A 20,103-nucleotide genomic window follows, 5' to 3' on the forward strand; every position below is an offset into this window, starting at 1 on the left:
CTCACGAGGAGACGCGCGTTGAGCAAGTTCACCGAAGAGATGTTCGAGACCGCGAGTACCAGCAAGCACGGTCTGATCACCGGCGAGCCCGACGAGGCGCTCCGGCAGTCCTGGGGCGAAATCCACGAGCAGGCGCGGCGAATGGCCGGTGCTCTGGCGGACGCGGGCGTCGAACACGGAGACGCGATCGGAATTCTGGCAGGCCAGCCGGTGGACATCGCGCCTGCGTGCCAGGCGACGTGGATGCGCGGGGGATCGGTGACGATGCTGCACCAGCCGACGCCGCGGACCGACCTCGCCGTGTGGGGTGAGGACACCGAGACGGTCGTGCGGATGATCGAGGCCAAGGCCGTGATTCTCGGGGCCCCCTTCGACATCGCCGCACCCGTGCTCGAGGAGCGCGGCATCACCGTGCTCAAGATCGAGGACATGAAGACCGGCCGCGATATCGATCCGGTGCCCACGGCCGAGTCCGACATCGCGCTGCAACAACTCACGTCCGGCTCGACCGGTTCGCCCAAGGCCGTGCGAATCACGCACGAGAACTTCTACGTCAATGCCTACGCGATGATCGATCGCATCGAGTTCGATGTCGATTCCGACGTGATGGTCAGCTGGCTGCCGCTGTTCCACGACATGGGGATGGTGGGCTTTCTGTCGGTGCCCATGCAGGTCGGTGCCGAGGTCGTGAGCATCACTCCGCTGGACTTTCTGCGCTCACCGCTGTTGTGGGCCAAGCTGATTCACAAGTATCGCGGAACCGTGACGGCAGCACCGAATTTCGCGTACTCGCTCCTCGCGCGCCGGCTGCGGCAAGCCGAGGACGATCTGGACCTCGACCTGTCGAGTCTGCGCTACGCCTGGAACGGAGCCGAACCCGTCGACCCGGACACGATGACCGCACTCGCCGAGGCCGGTGCCCAGTACAAGCTGAACCCGCTGGCTCTGGCTCCGGTGTACGGAATGGCGGAAACGACTCTTGCAGTGTCGATTCCGGATCCCGATCAGGGGCAGGTGATCGATGTGGTCGACGCGGATCTGCTCGAGACCCTCGGCCGCGCCGTCCCGTCCACCCGCGGCAACACCCGTTCCCTCGCCACGCTCGGCAAGTTCGTGCCCGGGTTGGAGGGTCGCGTCGTGGACAAGGAGGGGCAGGTGCTCACCGCCCGCGGCGTCGGCATCATCGAGGTGCGAGGCAAGGCCGTCACGCCGGGATACATCACAGTCGAAGGACCGGTCTCGACGCTCGACGCGGACGGCTGGCTCGACACCGGCGACGTCGGCTACATCACCGAGGACGAACTGGTGGTCGTCTGCGGCCGCATCAAGGACGTCATCATCATGGGTGGCCGCAATATCTATCCCACCGACATCGAGCGAGCCGCAGGCACCGTCGCGGGTGTTCGGCCCGGCAATGCCGTCGCCATTCGGCTCGATGCAGGAGACAAGCGCGAAAGCTTCGCGGTGGCAGTGGAAACCAACGACATCGACAAGCCGGACGAGGTCAAACGCATCGAACGTGAAGTGATTCATGCGGTGCACTCGGAGGTGGGTGTGCGGCCTCGAACCGTTGCGGTACTCGGTCCGGGAAGTATTCCGAAAACATCGAGTGGCAAACTGCGACGGGCCAATTCGGTGTCGCTGCTGAACTGACGCGGCGAAGAGACCTCACACCCTTTCTGCGGGGTGCGCGCGTGTGCTCGGAGGCGAGAACAGGCGCGCGCCTCACAACAAGGGCGCGCGGTTCGCCAGGATCAGCGTGGGTGCACCCGGTTCTGCGCGGCTTCGAGGCCGACTTGCAGGACCAGTTCTGCGGCGTCGGCAGCTTCCTCGACGACGACGCCGAGGTCCTTGCGTTCGGGCGCCGAGAACGGCTTGAGCACGAACGACGCCGGATCCATCCGCCCCGGTGGCCGTCCGACGCCGACGCGAACGCGCAGGTAGTCCTTGGTGCTCAGATGCTGCGAGATCGAGCGCAGACCGTTGTGGCCACCCTCGCCGCCGCCCAGTTTGAGTCGCAGAGCACCGAAGTCGATGTCCAGCTCGTCGTGCACCACCACGATGTTCGCGGGCTCGATGGAAAAGAACCGTGCCAGCGCCGCCACCGGCTGACCCGAAAGATTCATGAACGTCCGGGGCTTGGCTATGACCACCGAGCGATTGCCGAGGCGAGCCTGGACGATGTCGGAATTGGACTTCTTGTGAGAGGAGAACGACGAGCCGATGCGTCCGGCAAAGGCGTCGGCCACCATGAATCCCACGTTGTGACGGGTCTTTTCGTATTGCGGACCGGGATTTCCCAGGCCGACGATCAGTGCGGGGGCAGGTTCGGGGCTCACGGGCGTCATTCTCTCATCGACGTTTCGAACGAACGGCGCGCCACCTCCCGTGGGAAATGGCGCGCCGTCCGACGTGCTGGGTGAGTATCAGCTCTCGTCGGAGCTTTCCTCGTCCTCGGACGCTGCTTCTTCCTGAGTCTCGGCTTCGCCCTCTTCGGAGATCGGCTCGGTGCCTTCGCCTTCGGCCTCGAGGTCTTCCTCGGACGGAGCCTCGACGACGTTGACGAGCAGCATTTCGCCGTCGGACACCAGGGTGACGCCTGCGGGCAGGTCCAGGTCGGCTGCGGTGATCTGCGTTCCGATCTCGGCGGCCTCGACGGACACGACGAAGGACTCGGGGATCTCCAGCGCGTCTGCTTCGATCTCGACCGAGGTGGAGTCGGTGGTGACGAGCGTGCCCGGAGCGGCGTCGCCCTCGACGGAGATGTTGACCTCGACGGTGACGCGCTCGCCCTTCTTCAGGACGAGGAGGTCGGCGTGCTCGATGCTGCGACGGATCGGGTGCACGACGATCGACTTGGTCAGTGCGAGCTGCGATGCGCCGTCGATGTCGAGGGTCAGCACGGCGTTGGTGCCGTCCTTACGGAGCACGGCAGCGAACTCGCGAGCGTCCAGAGCGAGGTGCTGGGGGTCGGTGGCGTGTCCGTACAGCACGGCGGGAACGAGGCCGTCACGACGGGTGCGGCGCGCGGCGCCCTTGCCGAATTCGGTGCGAACGAGTGCGGTGAGATTGTTGGTCTTCGATGCCATGGTGCTACTGCTCCTGATGAATGTGTTTCGTGCGGCGTACTTCGTCGGGCGATCAAGCTCGTCGGGGCGGACACGACCGAGCGCGGCCAACGGGGCCGAGCCGCGTCGATAACGGTGGATCCGGACTTCGTCGGATCTACCCTCGCCGAGACAACCTGTAAGACGATACAGCATGCTGCGCAGTGGTTCGGTTATGTGCCCCCTGGGGCACCTGCCCGCACCACTGCGAGCGCAGCGAGCAAGTCGGAGGCGACGCCCCGCGCCACCACTATCGCGTCAGCCCTGCCGCCTGCCGTACCCATCACGACCGCGCCCTCGTGGAGCAAGGACAGGCGGGTTCCCAGATCGTCGGCATCGGGGTATCCGGCTTCGGTGGCCAGTCGGGCGAACAGCGATCTGGTCCACGCCTTTTCGGACTCGATGATCTCGAGGACCGGGCTGTCGGTGCCGCCGAACTCGGCGAAGGCGTTGACGAATCCGCAGCCGCGGTGGTTGTTGCGCATCCAGACGTCGAGCGCGTCGTACACCCCGAGGATGCGTGCATCGCCTGGTTCGAGCGATTCGACGTATTGCGTCACGTGATCGCACCACAGTCCGTATCGGCGGGTGAGGTAGCGCTGCACCAGGCCGTCCTTCGAGCCGAAGCGGTCGTACAGGGTCTTCTTGGTGGTGCCGGCCTCCTCGGCAATGAGGTCGACGCCGACGGCTCGGATGCCGCGGGCGTAGAACAGTTCGCTGGCGACGGTGAGAATGCGTTCAGCGGCGGGGGTGAGCGGCTTGTCGAGCATGGTTGCCTTTCGAAAGCGCTGGTGAGCGGCAGGTGCACTGCAAGTATACAGACCTGTGTGTTTACATCGGGGCATGAGAGCAAACGTCGACGTCATCGCAGGAACAGCTCTGGTGGTGCTCTGGAGCTCGGGGTTCATCGGAGCCGAGCTCGGCACTGCCGAAGCGCCCGCACACACGCTGCTGGCCTGGCGCTACGTCGCCGCAGTTGCCCTGCTGATCGCATGGTGTCGATACCGCAGGCTGAGCCCCACCTGGCATGCCATCCGAATCCACGCGGTCCTCGGCCTCTTCTGTCAGTTCCTCTACCTCGGTGCCACCATCACCGGGATCGGGATGGGCGTGCCACCCGGTGTCGCCGCGTTGATCGCCGCACTGCAGCCGCTGGTGGTCGCGATGGCGTCGAGCAGGATCTTCGGCGAGCGCGTCGGAGGACGTCAGACCCTGGGACTCGTCGTCGGGATAGCGGGCGTCTCGCTGGTCGTGGTCGGAGACATGTCGGGTGCGGACCTGGCCTGGCCGGTCTATCTGCTACCCGCTGCGGGGATGCTGGCCTTGTCGGTGGGGACCATCGGTCAACGGGTACTGGCACCCAAGGAGCCGATCGCGCTGGCGATGGCCATCCAATGTTCCATCAGTGCAGCGGGATTCATGACGTGGAGCGCACTGGCCGGAGATGTCGCACCACCGATGACGACGGCTTTCTGGGCTGCCGTCGCCTGGACGGTGGTGCTCTCGACCTTCGGGGCCTACGGCGCGTACCTGTTCGTCGTGCGTCGTAACGGCCCGACTCGCGCCAGCGTGTTGCTCTATCTGACCCCGCCGACGACGATGCTGTGGGCCTTCGTGATGTTCGGCGACGACATCACCTGGCTCGGAGTCGGAGGTCTGGTGGTCTCCGCAATCGGGGTGGGTCTCTACCTGACCAAAACCCAGGTGAGCGAAACTTCGACCCCTGCTACGAGCCCCGAGCGGAGCCTGCGGAACGACCGGAAGCCCAGTCATGCACCTGCGAGCGCAGCGAGCATCGTGTCCAGTTCGGCGAACGTGACGAAATAGTGGGGCGATGCCCGGACGACGGCGTCGAGTTCCCGGCCCGTCATGTCCAGTCGCGTCGAACTGCGGTGGCTGACGGTCACCGTCACCTCGCTGTCGGCAAGTCGCTCACGCACGGCCACGGGATCTTCGCCGTCGACCGTGAAGGAGACGATGCCGTTCTTGCGATCGCCGAGGTCACGAACGGTCACCCCTGGGATCTTTCGGAGTCCGGCCCGCAGGTATTCGGCTCGTTCGGCAATGGCCTCTTCGACCTGGTCGATGCCGAGTTCGAGCAGATAGTCGACTGCCGCGCCGAGTGCCAGCCTGGCCGCAACGTCGCATTCCCAGAACTCGAATCGCGTTGCATCGTCGGCCATTCGGTACGTTTCGCGGTCGGTCCATTGCGCACTGTGCAGGTCCAGGGCCGGCGGATGCAGCGTCGACGCCAGTCCCGGACGCAGATACAGGAACCCGGTTCCTCGGGGGCCGCGCAACCATTTGCGGCCGGTGGCCGAGAGGGCATCGACTCCCAGTTCGGTGACGTCGACGCGCATCTGCCCGATGGATTGGCAGGCGTCGAGCAGGACCAGTGCGCCGTGTCGGTGTGCGACATCCGCGACGGCGCGGGCGGGATTGATAAGACCGCCGTTGGTGGGGGCATGTACTACCGAGACCAGCTTCACCCGGTCGTCGAGCATCGATTCCAGTGCGTCCACGTCGATGCGACCCAGCTCGTCACTCGGGACTACCTCCACACTCGCACCCGTGACCTCGGCGCGATGAAGTGCGGAGATGGCGTTGCTGGCGTATTCGGCCTCGCACAGCAGGATTCGATCGCCGGGGGAGAGCGGCACCGAGTAGAAGAAGTCGTTCCAGGCGCGTGTCGCAGAATCGCTCAGTGCAATGGTCGACGCCGGGGCCCCGATCAAGGTTCCGATCGAGGACTTGACCGCGGCGAGGTCGTCGAGGCGCCCGGTCGCAGCCCGGTAGCCACCGATTTCTGCTTCCCGACGCAGGTGCGCAATCGCGGTATCGAGGACGACGGTGGGAGGTAACGAGGATCCGGCGCTGTCGAGGAACACTCGGCCCGATGCACCGGGGGTATCGCGGCGGATGCGGTCATGATCGAGCATCGGTCGTCCTTCCTGTCACGAACTCTCGGGCATCAGGGTTGCACAATCGGTAGCCTCGATACGACGCGGGATCGCGCGAGTTTTCGATCCCCGCAGCTGGGTATCTTGCGGTGTCGGATCGCGGTGAGTACGGAAAGAAGGAAACGTGTCCTCCAACGAGAAGTCCCTGGAGCTGAGCTCACGCCCGGCTGCCGAGGCATACGTGTCGAAGGTGTGTTTCAAGCTGGGTCCACCGTCGCTCATCGGTGCCGAACTCGAATGGCTCACCGCCCTCGACGACGGTTCGCGTCCCTCTCTTTCCGCTCTGGCTGCCGCGCTCGGTGATCACTCCCCGCGCAGTATCGCTCCCGAGTCGCCCGTCCTGACGTTGCCGGGCGGAAGTATGGTCACCGTCGAACCCGGCGGCCAAATCGAATTGTCCAGTTCGCCTTATGTATCCGTTTCCCGCCTTGCACCGATGCTCGATGCCGATGCACGATTGCTGCGAGAGATGCTCGGCCTTGCCGGCATCACGATCGCCTCCGTTCCGGCAGACACCACTCGAGCTCCGGAACGACTTCTCGTCCTGCCGCGGTACTGCGCGATGGAGAATCGGTTCACCACCATCGGGCCCTTCGGCAAGCTGATGATGTGCAATACCGCCGCGGCGCAGGTCAGCGTCGACGCCGGTCGTGATCGCGCCGAGGTGGCCGCACGGTGGCAGATGCTCCACGCCATCGGCCCGGCATTCGTTGCCGCGTTCGCTCGATCCCCGATGCTCGCCGGTGCGCCCGAGGGTGCGTGGGCGTCACAGCGAATGCGGACGTGGCTCGAACTCGATTCCAGCCGAACCGATTCGAGTAGAACTTCGGTCCCGAGCACCGGTGACCCCGTTGCCGACTATGCCAGCTGGGCGCTCGACGTTCCGTTGCTCTGCATACGCGGCGTCACTCAGAATTGGGAAGCGCCGCCGGGCACAACGTTCGCTCAGTGGCTCGATGCCCCCGAGATCGTCGGACGACCGCCCTCCTACAGCGATCTCGACTATCACCTGACCACCTTGTTCCCTCAGGTCCGGGCCTGCGGGCACCTCGAGATTCGATATCTCGACGCGCAACCGGACGGGCAATGGGTGGTTCCCGCGGCCGCGTTCGAGGCGCTGCTCTCCACTCCCGCACTCGTGGCCCGCGCCACCGAGATCGGCGGCGGGACGGCCGGACGGTGGCACGACGCGGCTCGCGTCGGACTGGCCGATCGTGACCTACGCACTGCCGCAACCGAATTGCTCGACCTCGCAGCGGACGTCGGTGGCGACTTCGCCGAACAGCTCAGGGCCGCGTCGCGTCGGTGCCGAACCGGCGCAGCGCCGCACGAGTTCGATGACGCGCAGACCTTCGGCAGTCGAAAGGAGTCGGTGTGAACACCGAACAACTCAGGAGCAGGATCGAAACGGTCCTCACCCGCAGCCGCACCCGCAGCGACGCACTCACCGAATGCGTGGACGAGACCGAACTGATGGCGCAGCACTCGCCGTTGATGAGTCCGCTGGTTTGGGATCTCGCGCACATCGGCAGCCAAGAAGAACTTTGGCTGGTCCGCGACGTCGGCGGGCGTGAGCCCGTCCGTCCTGACATCGACGAGTTGTACGACGCGTTCAAGCACTCGCGTTCCTCGCGCACGTCGCTACCGTTGTTGACTCCCGACGAGGCACGTGTGTACGTGCAGACCGTCCGAGACAAGGCCTGGGACGTGTTGGGCCGCAGCACTTTCGAGGGCCGTCCGGTCGAGAAGCACGGTTTCGCGTTCGGAATGATCGCCCAGCACGAGCAGCAGCACGACGAGACGATGCTCGCGACCCACCAATTGCGCTCGGGGCCCGCGGTTCTGACGGCTCCCGCTCCGCCGGCCTCGATGGCACCGGTATCGGGTGAAGCGATCATTGCCGGCGGTTCGTTCTCGATGGGGACCTCGCTCGACCCGTGGGCGCTGGACAACGAGCGGCCGGCTCACGTTGTGCACGTACCGACCTTCGCCATCGACCGAGCTCCGATCACCAATGCGCAATTCCTGGATTTCATGGCAGACGGCGGCTACGAACGTCGCGAACTCTGGTCCGAGAAGGGCTGGCAGCATCGCGTCGACGCGAACCTGACCGCGCCGCAGTTCTGGGAGTCCGATTCCGACGGCACCTGGTGGCGTCGCAGCTTCGGGGTGCGCAAGCCGGTGCGTCCGCAGCAGCCTGTGGTGCACGTGTGTTGGTTCGAGGCCGATGCCTACGCCCGCTGGGCCGGTAAGCGTCTGCCGACGGAGGCCGAGTGGGAGAAGGCCGCGCGCTTCGACGCCGAGACGCGCACCAGCCGCGCCTACCCGTGGGGCGACGCCGAACCCACTGCCGCACATGCCAATCTGAATCAGCGGCATCTCGAGCCGGCAGATGTCGGCGCGTATCCCGGCGGTGCCTCCTCGGCCGGTGTGCACCAACTCATCGGTGACGTCTGGGAGTGGACCTCCTCGGATTTCGAGCCGTATCCCGGGTTCGAGGCGTTTCCGTACGCCGAGTACTCCGAGGTGTTCCTGCGCGGCGACTACAAGGTGTTGCGCGGCGGCTCGTTCGGCACCGACGAGGTGGCGTGCCGGGGCACGTTCCGCAACTGGGACCACCCGATCCGCCGACAGATCTTCAGTGGCTTCCGGTTGGCCCGCGATGTCGAGCCCAGCTGAATGTGCCGTCATCTCGGATATCTGGGCGCTGCCACCTCTGTCGGATCGCTGCTGACGCAGGGTGATCACTCACTGCGCACCCAGTCGTTCGCACCCAACGACATGCGCGGCGGAGGGACCGTCAACGCCGACGGTTTCGGTGTCGCATGGTGGGACGGCGACGCCGCTCTGCGCAGCTACCGCAATCCGATGCCCATCTGGACCGACCCCGCTGTCGATGATGTGTTGCCGCAAGTGCGCTCGACGTCGGTGATCGCGGCAGTGCGATCGGCAACCGTAGGCATGCCGATCGAGCGCAGCGCCTGCGCCCCGTTCACCGACGGCCGATGGGCATTCAGCCACAACGGCGTGGTGTTCGGCTGGCCGCACGCCATGGCCGACTTGTGGTCGGAGATACCGCCGATCGACGCGCTCGCATTGCCCGCGCCCACCGATGCGGCCGCCTTGTGGGTCGTGTTGCAGAACCTGCTGCGCACGCACGATCCCGAGTCGGCACTGCGCGTTCTCGTTCGACGCGTCGAGGCGACGTCACCGAATGCCCGACTGAATTTCCTGCTCGGGGACGGCGAAACGCTCTATGCCACAGCGGTACATCACTCGCTTGCGGTCTTACGGAACGAGAATTCGGTGACGATCGCCTCCGAGCCACTCGACAGCAAACCCGACTGGATTTCCATCGACGACCGAAGCATGGTCGTCGCCACAGCATCCGATGTCACCATTTCCGGCCTGGAATCGTAGAAGGAGAGTCATGAGCACGGTGGACGTACATCTGGCCGACACGGCTTTGCTCGACGAGTTGCGCAAGGACGTTCGGGACGGTCTGACGGCCGACCCGAAATGGCTTTCACCCAAGTACTTCTACGACGCTCTGGGCAGTGAATTGTTCGAGCAGATCACCGTGCTGCCGGAGTACTTCCCGACGCGTACCGAGCGTGCCCTTCTCGAAGAGCATGCTCTCGACATCGCCGAGGCGACCGAGTCCACGATGTTGATCGAGCTGGGCTCGGGTTCGTCGGAGAAGACGAAGCTGCTGCTCTCGGCCGGAGTCAAGCACGGCGCTTTGAAAACCTATGTGCCGCAGGATGTGTCCATCTCTGCGCTCGAGGGTGCGATCGAGCAGATCGCGCAGGAGTTCCCCGCACTTCAGGTGCGCGGCATCGTCAGCGATTTCACCGATACCCTGCACAACCTCCCACGCGGCGAACGCCGAACGATCGCCTTTCTCGGCGGCACCCTGGGCAATCTGACGCCGGACGAGCGAGCAGACTTCCTGAAGGCCATCGCCGACGCCCTCGATCCGGGCGAGTATCTGCTTCTCGGTGTCGGTTTGGTCATCGACCCGAACGTGCTCGTCCCCGCATACGACGATGCGGCGGGGGTGACGGCGAAGTTCAATCGAAACGTGTTGTCGGTGATCAACTCTCGCCTGGGTGGCAACTTCGATTCCGATGCGTTCGAGCACGTCGCGCTGTGGAATGCCGAGCAGGAGTGGATCGAGATGCGACTGCGGGCCACCGCGCCGCAGGATGTGTATCTGGCCGATCTCGATCTGCACGTGCACTTCGAGGCAGGCGAAGAACTCCGCACCGAGATCTCGGCGAAGTTCCGCAGAGACGGCATCACCGGTGAACTGAACGACGCGGGGTTCGGCGTCGACACTCTCTGGTCCGACGCCGAATCCCGCTTCGCGCTCATCCTCGCGCGCAAGGGTGGGTAGCGACCTACTCGGTCTTGCAGAGTGGGCAGCGTTGCACGCTACGCCCGCCGATCGGGTCCACCGGAGTGGGCACCATTGCACGCTACGCCCGCCGATCGACGGGATTCCGTCGATCGGCGTCGGTAGTGTGCAACCCGGCCCGGCGCAGCCGTGTCTTCAGGGCAGTCGACGATCGGTTGCCGCGATCGACTTCCGACGACGCCGCACCACGGTGATGATTTCGTCCACGACGCGATCGAGGTCTGCAAGCGCCGTCGCCGCCGAGTAACGCAGCACCAACCATCCATCGAGCACCAACTCATTCTGGCGTCGACGATCGTTGTTGAACGTCGCGGGATCCGTGTGAAACTCTCGGCCGTCGATTTCGACGATCACTCGTGCGGAAAAGTCGACCAGGTCGCCGTAGTACTTCCCCACGCGTGCATTGATCTCCATCGTGAAATGTCGAGCGGTCAATGCCCGCGCTACCGCACGCTCAGGCTCGGATCTTGTTCTTGGGCAGCACGTTCGGAGTTGCTTCCGAACGGCAGTCATTCCGTGCATTCCCTTTGTCGTGTCACACAGTTCGGCAACCCGTCGCCACGGCAGATGATGGTCGATGGCGTTGTCGAAGAACTTCTCGAGGTCAGGCGTCGACAACGTGGTCGCGACGTCGACGAATGTCTGCTCCAAGGACACCACTCGCAGGCCTCGGTGGAGCTCGACGTCCAGGAGCAGGCGTCGGCGATGTATCCGAATCCAAGGCACCGACTTCGATTGGGCAGTCGGGGCAACAGTGACATCGACCAGACGCGGTTCGTACTCGATCAGTCCCCACAACCAGGCCGCACTTTCGTGACTCAGCACGGCATCCGGTCTCCACAGAGTCACAGCGGTGCACAGCCCGAAGTAGTCGGGCTTCTCCGTCGAGTAGACCTTCGGCAGCAGGCGTACGAGTTCTCCCGACTGCGATCGCCTGGAAATGCCGCTCGTACTGAGCCCTTGCGCCACCAATTGCTGCACTGTGTAAACCCCCATTGCTCCACCGTTGCGGCTGCGGAGCCCGAGCAACAGTGGCAATCTCGCAACTGTGGATAACTTGATGACGTTATCCACAGGGCAATGTCAGGCAGGGTGGGCAACAGTGCACACTATGGACGCCGATCGACGGGATCCCGTCGATCGGCGTCGATAGTGCGCACTACGGCCCGGCCCGCTGGAGTTCAGGCATCAGCCAACGCGACCACCGGCGAGATTTGATTCGCACGCCGTGCCGGTGCCAGTGAGGCTCCGAGCGCGAGGAGTCCGCCGCACAGCACTGTTCCGGCGATGACGGCCCACGGCAGAGTGGGGGCAGTGAGTCCGCGTGAGTCCAGAGAACCGAGCAGCGATTGTGCTGCGGCCCAACCGTATGCGATGCCGAGGATCAGCCCGAAGCCCATCGACGCGACCACCATCTGGGTGCTCTCGGAGACGATCATCGCTCGAATCTGCTTGCGGGTGAATCCGAGTGCGCGCAACAAGCCGATCTCGCGGGTGCGTTGCAGAATGCTGAGCAGCAGGTTGTTCACCATGCCGACGGCCGCGATGACGGCGGAGAAGCCGATGAGTCCGGTCATGATTCCCACCGTCACGGTGAGTACCTGGTCGATGGTGGCGTCGTCGTACTCGTTGACGAGCATCGACCGGTAGCTGTACATCGCGACGGCGAACGTGGTCACCAGCGTCACCCCGATCAGCAATCCCACCGCGGTGCGGGTGCTGCGATCCGGATAGCGAATTGCGTTGGCGGACGCCAATCTTGCTGCCGGGCCGCGGCCGGACATTCTCCCGACCAGTCGCAGGGTTGCGGGCAGAATGCGGTATGCCCCCACCATGATGCCGGTGAACGACGCGACACCGCCGAAGAACGCCACCAGAACACCGGCCGGGTTCACCATCCCGATCAGGATCCCCAGCCCGAGCAGAGCCACCCCGCCTGCGATCAGCACGATCGACAGCGCCGTCCTGATCCGGCGCGACCGCGGGGCCTCGACACCTGTGTCCACCGCGCCGCCGGTCGCCTGAACCGGGGTCACGTCCAACACTTTCCGAGACCCGACGTACGACGCGAGGGTCGTCGTCAGCACCACGGTGACGACCGGAAGGATCACCAGCGGTTGCACCGACGTGTACTCCACATCCGGCAGCTGACCTGCTGAGACCGCAACCGCTCGTGCGAGATGACTGGCACCGATTCCGAGAACCGAACCGAGTGCGCCGCCGAACAGTCCGACGAGAAGCCCTTCCTTGGCCACCGATCGACGCAGATCACGCGCCCGAGCACCGAGCAGTCTGAGAAGTGCGATGGTACGGGTGCGCCCCGCCACGATCGTCGCGAAGGTGTTCGAGGTGACCACCGCCGCGACGTACAACGCGAGCCCGATGAACACCAGCGCAACGCAGTACAGCGACGTGACGGCCGCGCTGTCGCTACCGTCGTCGAAGATATCCACCAGGAACGCCGTCGCCTGAATCAACACCACACCGAAGAACGACGCCAGCGACGTCACGAGAAGACTGGCACCATGCTCCTTCGATGCCTGAGCAGAAGTCAACGCACTCATCAGACGCGCTCCATTCCCAGCATGTAGCTCGAAATCTGTTCCGCCGTCGAACGTCCCAGTTCGTTGACGATGTGCCCGTCGGCGAGAAAGACGATGCGATCGGCGTAGCTTGCCGCGATGGGGTCGTGGGTGACCATGACGATCGACTGGCCGTATTCGCGCACGGCAGCGGCAAGTAGGCCGAGAACCTCACGGCCGGTGCGGGAATCGAGATTGCCGGTGGGTTCGTCGGCAAAGATGAGATGCGGTCGTGTACCCAGTGCGCGGGCGATCGCGACGCGTTGCTGCTGCCCACCCGAGAGCTGATGGGGGCGGTGGTTCACCCGACCCTGTAATCCCAGGGTGTCGATGAGTTGCTCGATCCACGCCGACTCCTCGGCGGTGGGCGCGCGACCGTCGAGCTCGAACGGCAGCAGGATGTTCCCCCGAACATCGAGTGTGGGAACGAGATTGAACGACTGGAAGATGAAGCCGACCTGTTTGCGGCGCAACGTCGTCAAGGCGTCGTCGTTGGCCGAGGTGATGTCGGCACCGGCCAGCATCAGATGTCCGGAGCTGGCGTTGTCCAGCCCCGCCATCACGTGCATCAGCGTCGATTTGCCGGAACCGGACGGACCCATGATGGCGGTGAACTGGCCACCGTGGATGTCGAGCGAGACGTTGTCTAGGGCGCTCACGGGATTCGAGGAGTCGCCGAAATGCTTGCTGACCTGGAATGCCCGGGCGACCGGGTGAAGTGTTGTCGTCATGTCCACAACGCTATGAATCCGGCGGGCCGAAGTAATCAGGCGCGAGTCTTTGCCTCGTACATCTGCAGGATGACGCCGGCGTCAGTCTCCAGTGAGTCCGTGCTCGAATGCGTAGACCACCAACTGCACCCGATCACGCAGGTGCAGCTTCGCGAAGATGCGACTGATGTGCGTCTTGACCGTCGCCTCGCTCAAGAACTCCATCGCGGCGATCTCGGAGTTGCTCAACCCTCGCGCCGTGAGTCGGAACAGCTCCTTCTCCCGTGCCGTGAGCGTGGCGAATTCGGCCGGTACTTTCGGCACCACGGGCGTCGGCGTGAAATGCGCCAGTAGGCCCGTCGTCGCCGACGCGGCGATCACCGAGTTACCCGCATGAACCGTGCGAATGGCGGCGAGCAGAAACTCCGGGTCCGCGTCCTTGAGGACGAATCCGCTTGCCCCCGAACGAATCGCTCGCGCCGCACTCTCGTCGAGGTCGAATGTCGTGAGCACGAGAATTCGCGGAGGGGAGTCGGAGGCGGCAAGAATCTGCTCGGTCGCGGCGATACCGTCGAGCACCGGCATCCTGACGTCCATGAGCATCACGTCGGGTGTCGCCGACGCGGCCAGCTCGACGGCCTCGCTCCCGTTGCCCGCCTCACCGACGAATTCGAGATCGGGTTGCGAGGAGATGAGCATGCGAATGCCGGCCCGGAACAATTGCTGATCATCGACCAGTGCGACTTTGATCCGATCGGACATCAGTCGATTCCCTTCGTAGTCGATGTGGCTGCGGGAAGCCATGCAGTGACGGTCCATGACGAGCCGTCGCCCGAGGCGCTGCACATGCCACCGGCGAGACTGGCGCGTTCCTTCATGCCTGCGATTCCGTGGCCGGTGGACTCGGTGGCAGGACGAGTCGAGTACATACTGTTGCGCACCGTCAGTTCGATGCCCGCGGAATCTGATTCGGTGGTGACGGTCACCGGTTTGTCCGGATTGCCGTGACGGAGGACGTTGGTCAACGATTCCTGTGCGATGCGGTACAGCGCCAGGTGAGCTCCGGCTCCCAGCGGCACGTCGGTGGTGTCGACGGACGACTCGATGGTCAGTCCGATCGAACGCATCTGGTCGAGTAGACGCTCGAGATCTCCCGGCGTCGGATTCGGCAGATCGCCTTGATTGTGGCGGAGCTGCCCCAGCACCACTCGCACATCGGCCAGGGCCTCCCGCGCGGTGTCGGAGATGGTCGTCAGGGCCGTGTCGACGGCAGCGGGGTCCACGGCGCGCACGTAGCGCGCCCCGTCGGCCTGAGCGATCACCACCGCCAGCGAATGCGCCACGATGTCGTGCATGTCGCGGGCAATTCTGTTGCGCTCCTGCTCGATTGCTACTTCGTGTTCGGCGCGGGCTTGATGCACCTCGGCGAGCTCGCGAGCGTGAGCGGATTCGATGGCGGTACGGCGGGCGTAGGCCAGGCGGCCCAGCGCCCAGGACAACCCGAGCATGGCCCACAGGCCGGCGAGAAGGAAGGCGAACTGTGCCAGGCGGGGTTCCTGGAAGCCCTCCTCCGTGGACGGGCCGAACGGATTTCCGTCCACGTACGCCAGGTACAGCGCGGCGATCACACCGCCGCCGACGGCCGATACGAGACCGAGTCGCCGAATCATGCTGTCGCCGTAGGCGGCCGAGCAATACAGAATCGCGAAAATCGCGGTGTCTGCCGACAGGGGGAGCACCCCGCTGACCATCTGCACGACGGCGAGGGCCCAGGCCAGCGCCAACGACAAGCGAGGCGACCGGCGCCGGACGGCCAGTGCGACACCGAAGCCGACCAGCACCCCCGCGCCTGCGGAACCGGAGACTCCACTCAGGGTCGACGGCAGCAGGAGCAGAACGAAGATGACGGCGTAGATGACATCGAGCACCTGCCGTGAGATCGAACGCTTGCGCAGCACCCGATCAGACTACGTGGATCAGTTGGTCCGGCGACGAGCCTTCTCGAGCGCGGCCAGGGTCGACAGGACAGTGGTGCGCTGCCGTTCGAGATCCTTCATACGTGCGCGAGCCGGCAGACCGTGCACGCCGTCGAGCGCGCTGATCTGCTCGTCGACGGAGGTGAGCTGGCCGAGCAGCTTCTGCACGCGCGACTGCAGTTCGATCGCATCGATTCCGGTGACACCGGCCTGCGACTTCTTCGTCGGTGCCTTGGCCGGGGCTCCGGTCGTCGAGGATGCCGGCGCGTTCACCGCAGCAGCGGCTCTGGGACGCAACGCTTTGCGGACGGCAGCCGGATCGGGCAGCTTCTCGAGGCGAATCCGGTTGAGCACTTCACGCGCATCGCGAGCGGTGACGCGGTACTCGCGCTCCTCGTCGTCCTCGGACGCCAGTGTGCCGCCCAGTGGCCGCAGGCCGTACATACCGATGAAGTGCTTGGCCTCGTCGATGACGGCTTCCTTCTCGCGGCACAGGCCGCAGCGCGGCTCGTTTCGGAAGGTCTCGACGCCGTCCGTGCTCCCGCACCACACGCACCCGCCCGGTGTCCATCGGGCAATTCTGACCGTAGTAGTTCCAGTCGGGCCGTGGGGAGAGTCTGCGTCGATCACGACGAGTCATCTTAGGTGACAACGAAACCCGCCCCGCACACCACCGTCTCGCGAGCTGCATATTCCTAGGTCGGACGTGACGTAGTTCATGCAGTGCGGGTCGGAAGGTACGCGGGGCGGGCTTCTGAGCGGAGAAACAGACTTGCGGGTCGGGAGTGGAGCTTGCGGAACGACCCGGGGATACTACGCGCTGCCGTCAAAAAGGCTTGTGACGGAGCCGTTTTCGAAGACCTCGCGAATGGTGCGGGCCAACAGCGGGGCGATGGACAATTCGGTGAGGGTGTCGAATCGCTTCTCGTCGCTGATCGGGAGCGTGTTGGTGACGACAACTTCCTTGGCACCGCAGTTGGCGAGGCGCTCGGCAGCCGGGCTGGACAGCACGCCGTGCGTGGCGGCGATGACGACATCGCCCGCGCCGGCTTCCTTGAGTACCTTGACCGCTCCGGCGATGGTGCCGCCGGTGTCGATCATGTCGTCGATCAGGATGCAGGTGCGGCCCTCGACCTCGCCCACGACGCGATTGGACTTGACCTGGTTGGGCACCAGGGGATCACGCGTCTTGTGGATGAATGCCAGCGGTGCGCCGCCGAAGGAGTCGGCCCACTTCTCGGCGACGCGGACGCGGCCCGAGTCGGGGGAGACGACGGTGATGTGCTCGAGGCTGTACTTGCCGCGGATGTGATCGGCGAGCTGGCTGTGCGCGTGCATGTGATCCACGGGGCCGTCGAAGAAGCCCTGGATCTGGTCGGTGTGCAGGTCGACGGTGATGATGCGGTCGGCACCTGCAGTCTTGAGCAGATCTGCAACGAGACGCGCGGAGATGGGCTCGCGTCCGCGATGCTTCTTGTCCTGACGGGCGTACGGGTAGAACGGCAGGATCGCGGTGATGCGCTTGGCGGATCCGCGCTTGAGCGCGTCGATCATGATGAGTTGTTCCATCAGCCAGGTGTTGAGCGGGAACGGGTGCGACTGCAGAACGAATGCGTCCGATCCGCGGACCGACTCCTCGAACCGGACGAAGATCTCGCCGTTGGCGAAGTCACGTGCCGTCTGCGGAGTGACGTCGATTCCGAGCTCCTTGGCGACCTGCTCGGCCAACTCCGGATGTGCTCGACCAGAAAACAACATCAGGTTCTTCTGGTTGTCGATCCAATTAGGGGTGGTCACTGCTTTTCGCCGTCCTTTTGTTCTTGCCGATCACGATCTGCGAGCGCCGCTGCCTTGGCAGCTTCGGTTCCGGGCCTGTTGTCGATGACCCAGCCTTCGATATTGCGTTGCTTGCCACCGGAGACGGCCAGTGCGCCGGGAGGTACGTCCTCCCGAACCACTGTTCCTGCACCGGTGTAAGCGCCGTCGCCCACACGTACGGGAGCGACGAACGTCGAGTCGGAACCGGTCCGTACGTGGGACCCGATTTCCGTGCGGCTCTTGTTGACGCCGTCGTAGTTGGCGAAGACGTTGGAGCAACCGATGTTGCTGTGGTTGCCGATCGTGGCGTCGCCGACGTAGGTGAGGTGCGGAACCTTGGTGTGGTTGCCGATCGTCGCGTTCTTGGTCTCGACGTAGGCACCGAGCTTGCCGCCCTCGCCCAGGACTGTGCCGGGACGCAGGTAGGTGAACGGCCCGACGGTGGCATCCGGTCCGATCACGGCCTGCTCCGCGTGGGTGCGGACGACCGACGCGCGCTCACCGATCTCGACGTCACGCAGGGTGGAGTCGGGTCCGATGATCGCGTCGTCGGCGATGTGGGTCTTGCCGTGCAGTTGAACACCGGGTTCGAGGCGGACGTCCGCGCCGAGGGTGACGTCGATGTCGATCCAGGTGGTCGACGGGTCGACGACGGTGACGCCTGCCCGCATGTGTCGTTCGATGATGTGGCGGTTCAGTACGGACGTGACGTGTGCCAGTTGGACGCGATCGTTGACGCCCACCACCAGGTCGGGATCGGCGAGCTGGGTGCCGTAGACGGCCCGGCCGTCGGCCTTGCTGATCTTGACGACGTCGGTCAGGTACAGCTCGTGCTGAGCGTTCGCTGTGCTGAGTTTGCCCAGAGCGGTACGCAGCGCGACCGCGTCGAACGCGTAGACGCCGGAGTTCACTTCGCCGATCAGCACTTGAGCAGGGGTGGCGTCGGCGTGCTCGACGATCTCGGCCACTTCGCCGTCGTCGGTGCGAACGATGCGGCCGTAGCCGTTGGCATCGTCGGGGAGAAAGGTCAGAACAGTCGCGGCCGCAGGCCTCGGGGCGCTCAGATGCTCGTCGAGGAGAGCTTTGAGAGTGTGGCCGTCGAGCAGCGGGACATCGGCCGCGGTGACGAGGATCGTGCCCTCGAAATCGTCCGGCAGCGCAGCCAGACCGCACTGGACGGCGTGGCCGGTGCCGAGCTGACGATCCTGCACGGCAGTGTGAATCGTGCGACCGAACGTGGCCGCGAGGTCCTGGACGGCGGCGGTCACTCGTTCGCGATCGTGTCCGACGACGGTCACCAGGTGGTCGGGGCCCAGGTCGGCAGCCGCATGGAGAGCGTGCGCGAGCATGGTGCGTCCGGCCAGGGGATGCAGAACTTTCGGAGTCTTCGACCGCATTCGGGTACCTGCACCCGCAGCGAGAACGACCACGGCGGTCTGCACAGGCATTGAGCTCCTCAGGCGTTAACGCGAAAGACGATATGCGTGAATGATGTTGCTCGCTCCGCCGCCAGGACTCGAACCTGAACTATCTGAACCAAAATCAGAGGTGCTGCCATTACACCACGGCGGATAAACAGCCAGCGGTATCGCCAGTGGCCGACGAATCGAACGACGCATTCGTCTGCCGCTGCGCTCCCACTGAGCGCAACGATCCTCGCATGCGAGGTGGTGGTGAGTCGAACCGCGATGCAGATAGCGCCCTCCGGGTCGTTCCTGCAGGCTCCACTCCCGCACGGACAAGCGGATGAATCGGACCTCGCTAGGGTGGAGTAGGCGTCGAATTCGACGTCGGAAAATGCACGGTCGGTAACGGAAGCGGTTTTCGATGACAGGCGCAGCCTCCGAACAGGAACGCACCCCTCGGGTCCGCATGACCGGGACGCAGCGACGCGAGCAGTTGATCGAGGTGGGCCGCACGTTGTTCGCAGAACGTGGGTACGAGGCCGCCTCGGTCGAGGAGATCGCCGGACGCGCACATGTCTCGAAGCCCGTTGTCTACGAGCACTTCGGCGGCAAGGAAGGCCTCTACGCAGTCATCGTCGACCGGGAGATGTCGACTCTGCACGGGATGATCACCGATTCGCTCGATCTCAGTCGTTCCCGAATCCGCGTGGAGCGCGTTGCTCTCGCACTGCTCACCTACATCGAGGACCGCACGGACGGGTTCCGCATTCTCGTCCGTGATTCTCCCGTCTCCGCCGAGGACGGAAAGTACTCCTCGCTGCTCAACGAGGCCGTCGGACGCGTCGAGCACATGCTCGCCGGAGACTTCTCCCGACGCGGCCTCGATCCCGAGTTCGCGCCGATGTACGCCCAGGCGCTGGTCGGAATGGTGTCGATGACGGCGCAATGGTGGCTCGACGTGCGAACACCGTCGAAAGAAGTGGTTGCGGCCCACGTGGTCAACCTGTGCTGGAACGGATTGACCAATCTGGAGGCGGACCCTCGATTGACCGAGGAATGAGTCTTCTGTTTCGACTCTCCACAGTGAAAGAGGGGGTATCGTCCCCTTTGTCGGCCATGAGACC

19 protein-coding genes and 1 tRNA gene are annotated in these 20,103 nt (G+C 64.6%); 7 read left to right on the forward strand and 13 right to left on the reverse strand.

Annotated elements, in window-relative coordinates; all coding sequences use genetic code 11:
- Positions 1 to 18 precede the first annotated feature (18 nt).
- Positions 19 to 1,653 (forward strand): fatty acyl-AMP ligase, encoded by a 1,635-nt coding sequence (locus ACNEOT_RS09610; RefSeq protein WP_415973762.1) that lies wholly within the window; start codon positions 19 to 21, stop codon positions 1,651 to 1,653.
- Positions 1,654 to 1,754: 101 nt separating this feature from the next.
- Here the strand turns inward: ACNEOT_RS09610 and pth are convergent, their stop codons facing one another.
- The 3 genes from pth to ACNEOT_RS09625 form a co-directional block, all read right to left on the reverse strand.
- Entirely contained in the window at positions 1,755 to 2,348 is a 594-nt protein-coding gene (pth, locus tag ACNEOT_RS09615) for an aminoacyl-tRNA hydrolase (protein WP_415973763.1), read from the reverse strand.
- 78 nt (positions 2,349 to 2,426) lie between these two features.
- Positions 2,427 to 3,089 (reverse strand): 50S ribosomal protein L25/general stress protein Ctc, encoded by a 663-nt coding sequence (locus ACNEOT_RS09620; RefSeq protein WP_415973764.1) that lies wholly within the window; start codon positions 3,087 to 3,089, stop codon positions 2,427 to 2,429.
- A 191-nt stretch (positions 3,090 to 3,280) separates the two neighbouring features.
- Positions 3,281 to 3,877, reverse strand: a complete 597-nt coding sequence (locus ACNEOT_RS09625) for a TetR/AcrR family transcriptional regulator (protein ID WP_415973765.1) — start codon at positions 3,875 to 3,877, stop codon at positions 3,281 to 3,283.
- Positions 3,878 to 3,950: 73 nt separating this feature from the next.
- Between ACNEOT_RS09625 and ACNEOT_RS09630 the strand changes: the two genes are divergently transcribed.
- The gene (locus ACNEOT_RS09630; protein WP_415973766.1) at positions 3,951 to 4,934 is read left to right on the forward strand and encodes a DMT family transporter; all 984 of its coding nucleotides are present in this window, start codon (positions 3,951 to 3,953) and stop codon (positions 4,932 to 4,934) included.
- Here the strand turns inward: ACNEOT_RS09630 and ACNEOT_RS09635 are convergent.
- The gene (locus ACNEOT_RS09635; RefSeq protein WP_415973767.1) at positions 4,877 to 6,046 is read right to left on the reverse strand and encodes an aminotransferase class V-fold PLP-dependent enzyme; all 1,170 of its coding nucleotides are present in this window, start codon (positions 6,044 to 6,046) and stop codon (positions 4,877 to 4,879) included. The genes ACNEOT_RS09630 and ACNEOT_RS09635 overlap by 58 nt on opposite strands.
- Positions 6,047 to 6,191: 145 nt before the next feature.
- On the opposite strand from ACNEOT_RS09635, the gene egtA reads away from it, so the two are divergent.
- From egtA to egtD, 4 genes are read left to right on the forward strand one after another with little or no spacing between them, the layout of a single operon-like run.
- Positions 6,192 to 7,445: an ergothioneine biosynthesis glutamate--cysteine ligase EgtA gene (egtA, locus tag ACNEOT_RS09640; protein WP_415973768.1), complete on the forward strand. Its 1,254-nt coding sequence runs from the start codon at positions 6,192 to 6,194 to the stop codon at positions 7,443 to 7,445.
- The gene (gene egtB / locus ACNEOT_RS09645; RefSeq protein WP_415973769.1) at positions 7,442 to 8,746 is read left to right on the forward strand and encodes an ergothioneine biosynthesis protein EgtB; all 1,305 of its coding nucleotides are present in this window, start codon (positions 7,442 to 7,444) and stop codon (positions 8,744 to 8,746) included. The genes egtA and egtB overlap by 4 nt, the downstream gene beginning before the upstream one ends.
- Positions 8,747 to 9,487 (forward strand): ergothioneine biosynthesis protein EgtC, encoded by a 741-nt coding sequence (gene egtC, locus ACNEOT_RS09650; RefSeq protein ID WP_415973770.1) that lies wholly within the window; start codon positions 8,747 to 8,749, stop codon positions 9,485 to 9,487. It begins immediately after the preceding gene.
- Positions 9,488 to 9,497: 10 nt separating this feature from the next.
- Entirely contained in the window at positions 9,498 to 10,466 is a 969-nt protein-coding gene (gene egtD / locus ACNEOT_RS09655; RefSeq protein WP_415973771.1) for an L-histidine N(alpha)-methyltransferase, read from the forward strand.
- Positions 10,467 to 10,622: 156 nt separating this feature from the next.
- Here the strand turns inward: egtD and ACNEOT_RS09660 are convergent, their stop codons facing one another.
- The 9 genes from ACNEOT_RS09660 to ACNEOT_RS09700 form a co-directional block, all read right to left on the reverse strand.
- Positions 10,623 to 11,483: a DUF559 domain-containing protein gene (locus tag ACNEOT_RS09660; RefSeq protein ID WP_415973772.1), complete on the reverse strand. Its 861-nt coding sequence runs from the start codon at positions 11,481 to 11,483 to the stop codon at positions 10,623 to 10,625.
- A 185-nt stretch (positions 11,484 to 11,668) separates the two neighbouring features.
- A complete protein-coding gene (locus ACNEOT_RS09665) occupies positions 11,669 to 13,051 on the reverse strand; it encodes an FtsX-like permease family protein (RefSeq protein ID WP_415973773.1) in 1,383 nt (460 codons plus the stop codon).
- Entirely contained in the window at positions 13,051 to 13,800 is a 750-nt protein-coding gene (locus ACNEOT_RS09670) for an ABC transporter ATP-binding protein (protein ID WP_415973774.1), read from the reverse strand. Before ACNEOT_RS09670 ends, ACNEOT_RS09665 begins: the two co-directional genes overlap by 1 nt.
- An 81-nt stretch (positions 13,801 to 13,881) precedes the next feature.
- Positions 13,882 to 14,541 (reverse strand): response regulator, encoded by a 660-nt coding sequence (locus tag ACNEOT_RS09675; protein ID WP_415973775.1) that lies wholly within the window; start codon positions 14,539 to 14,541, stop codon positions 13,882 to 13,884.
- On the reverse strand, positions 14,541 to 15,737 hold the full coding sequence (locus tag ACNEOT_RS09680; RefSeq protein WP_415973776.1) for a sensor histidine kinase: 1,197 nt from the start codon (positions 15,735 to 15,737) through the stop codon (positions 14,541 to 14,543). Before ACNEOT_RS09680 ends, ACNEOT_RS09675 begins: the two co-directional genes overlap by 1 nt.
- A gap of 18 nt (positions 15,738 to 15,755) precedes the next feature.
- Positions 15,756 to 16,385: a hypothetical protein gene (locus ACNEOT_RS09685; protein WP_415973777.1), complete on the reverse strand. Its 630-nt coding sequence runs from the start codon at positions 16,383 to 16,385 to the stop codon at positions 15,756 to 15,758.
- 183 nt (positions 16,386 to 16,568) lie between these two features.
- A complete protein-coding gene (locus ACNEOT_RS09690; RefSeq protein WP_415973778.1) occupies positions 16,569 to 17,552 on the reverse strand; it encodes a ribose-phosphate diphosphokinase in 984 nt (327 codons plus the stop codon).
- Positions 17,549 to 19,021 carry a bifunctional UDP-N-acetylglucosamine diphosphorylase/glucosamine-1-phosphate N-acetyltransferase GlmU gene (glmU, locus tag ACNEOT_RS09695; protein ID WP_415973779.1) on the reverse strand — a complete coding sequence of 491 codons (1,473 nt, stop codon included), beginning with the start codon at positions 19,019 to 19,021 and terminating at the stop codon, positions 17,549 to 17,551. The genes ACNEOT_RS09690 and glmU overlap by 4 nt, the downstream gene beginning before the upstream one ends.
- Before the next feature lie 53 nt (positions 19,022 to 19,074).
- Positions 19,075 to 19,145: transfer RNA gene (locus ACNEOT_RS09700), tRNA-Gln, on the reverse strand.
- 255 nt (positions 19,146 to 19,400) lie between these two features.
- Here ACNEOT_RS09700 and ACNEOT_RS09705 point away from each other — a divergent pair.
- A complete protein-coding gene (locus ACNEOT_RS09705; protein ID WP_415973780.1) occupies positions 19,401 to 20,039 on the forward strand; it encodes a TetR/AcrR family transcriptional regulator in 639 nt (212 codons plus the stop codon).
- Positions 20,040 to 20,103: the final 64 nt, after the last annotated feature.

It is taken from the genome of Rhodococcus sp. 077-4 (assembly GCF_047782425.1).
GTDB lineage: Bacteria > Actinomycetota > Actinomycetes > Mycobacteriales > Mycobacteriaceae > Rhodococcoides.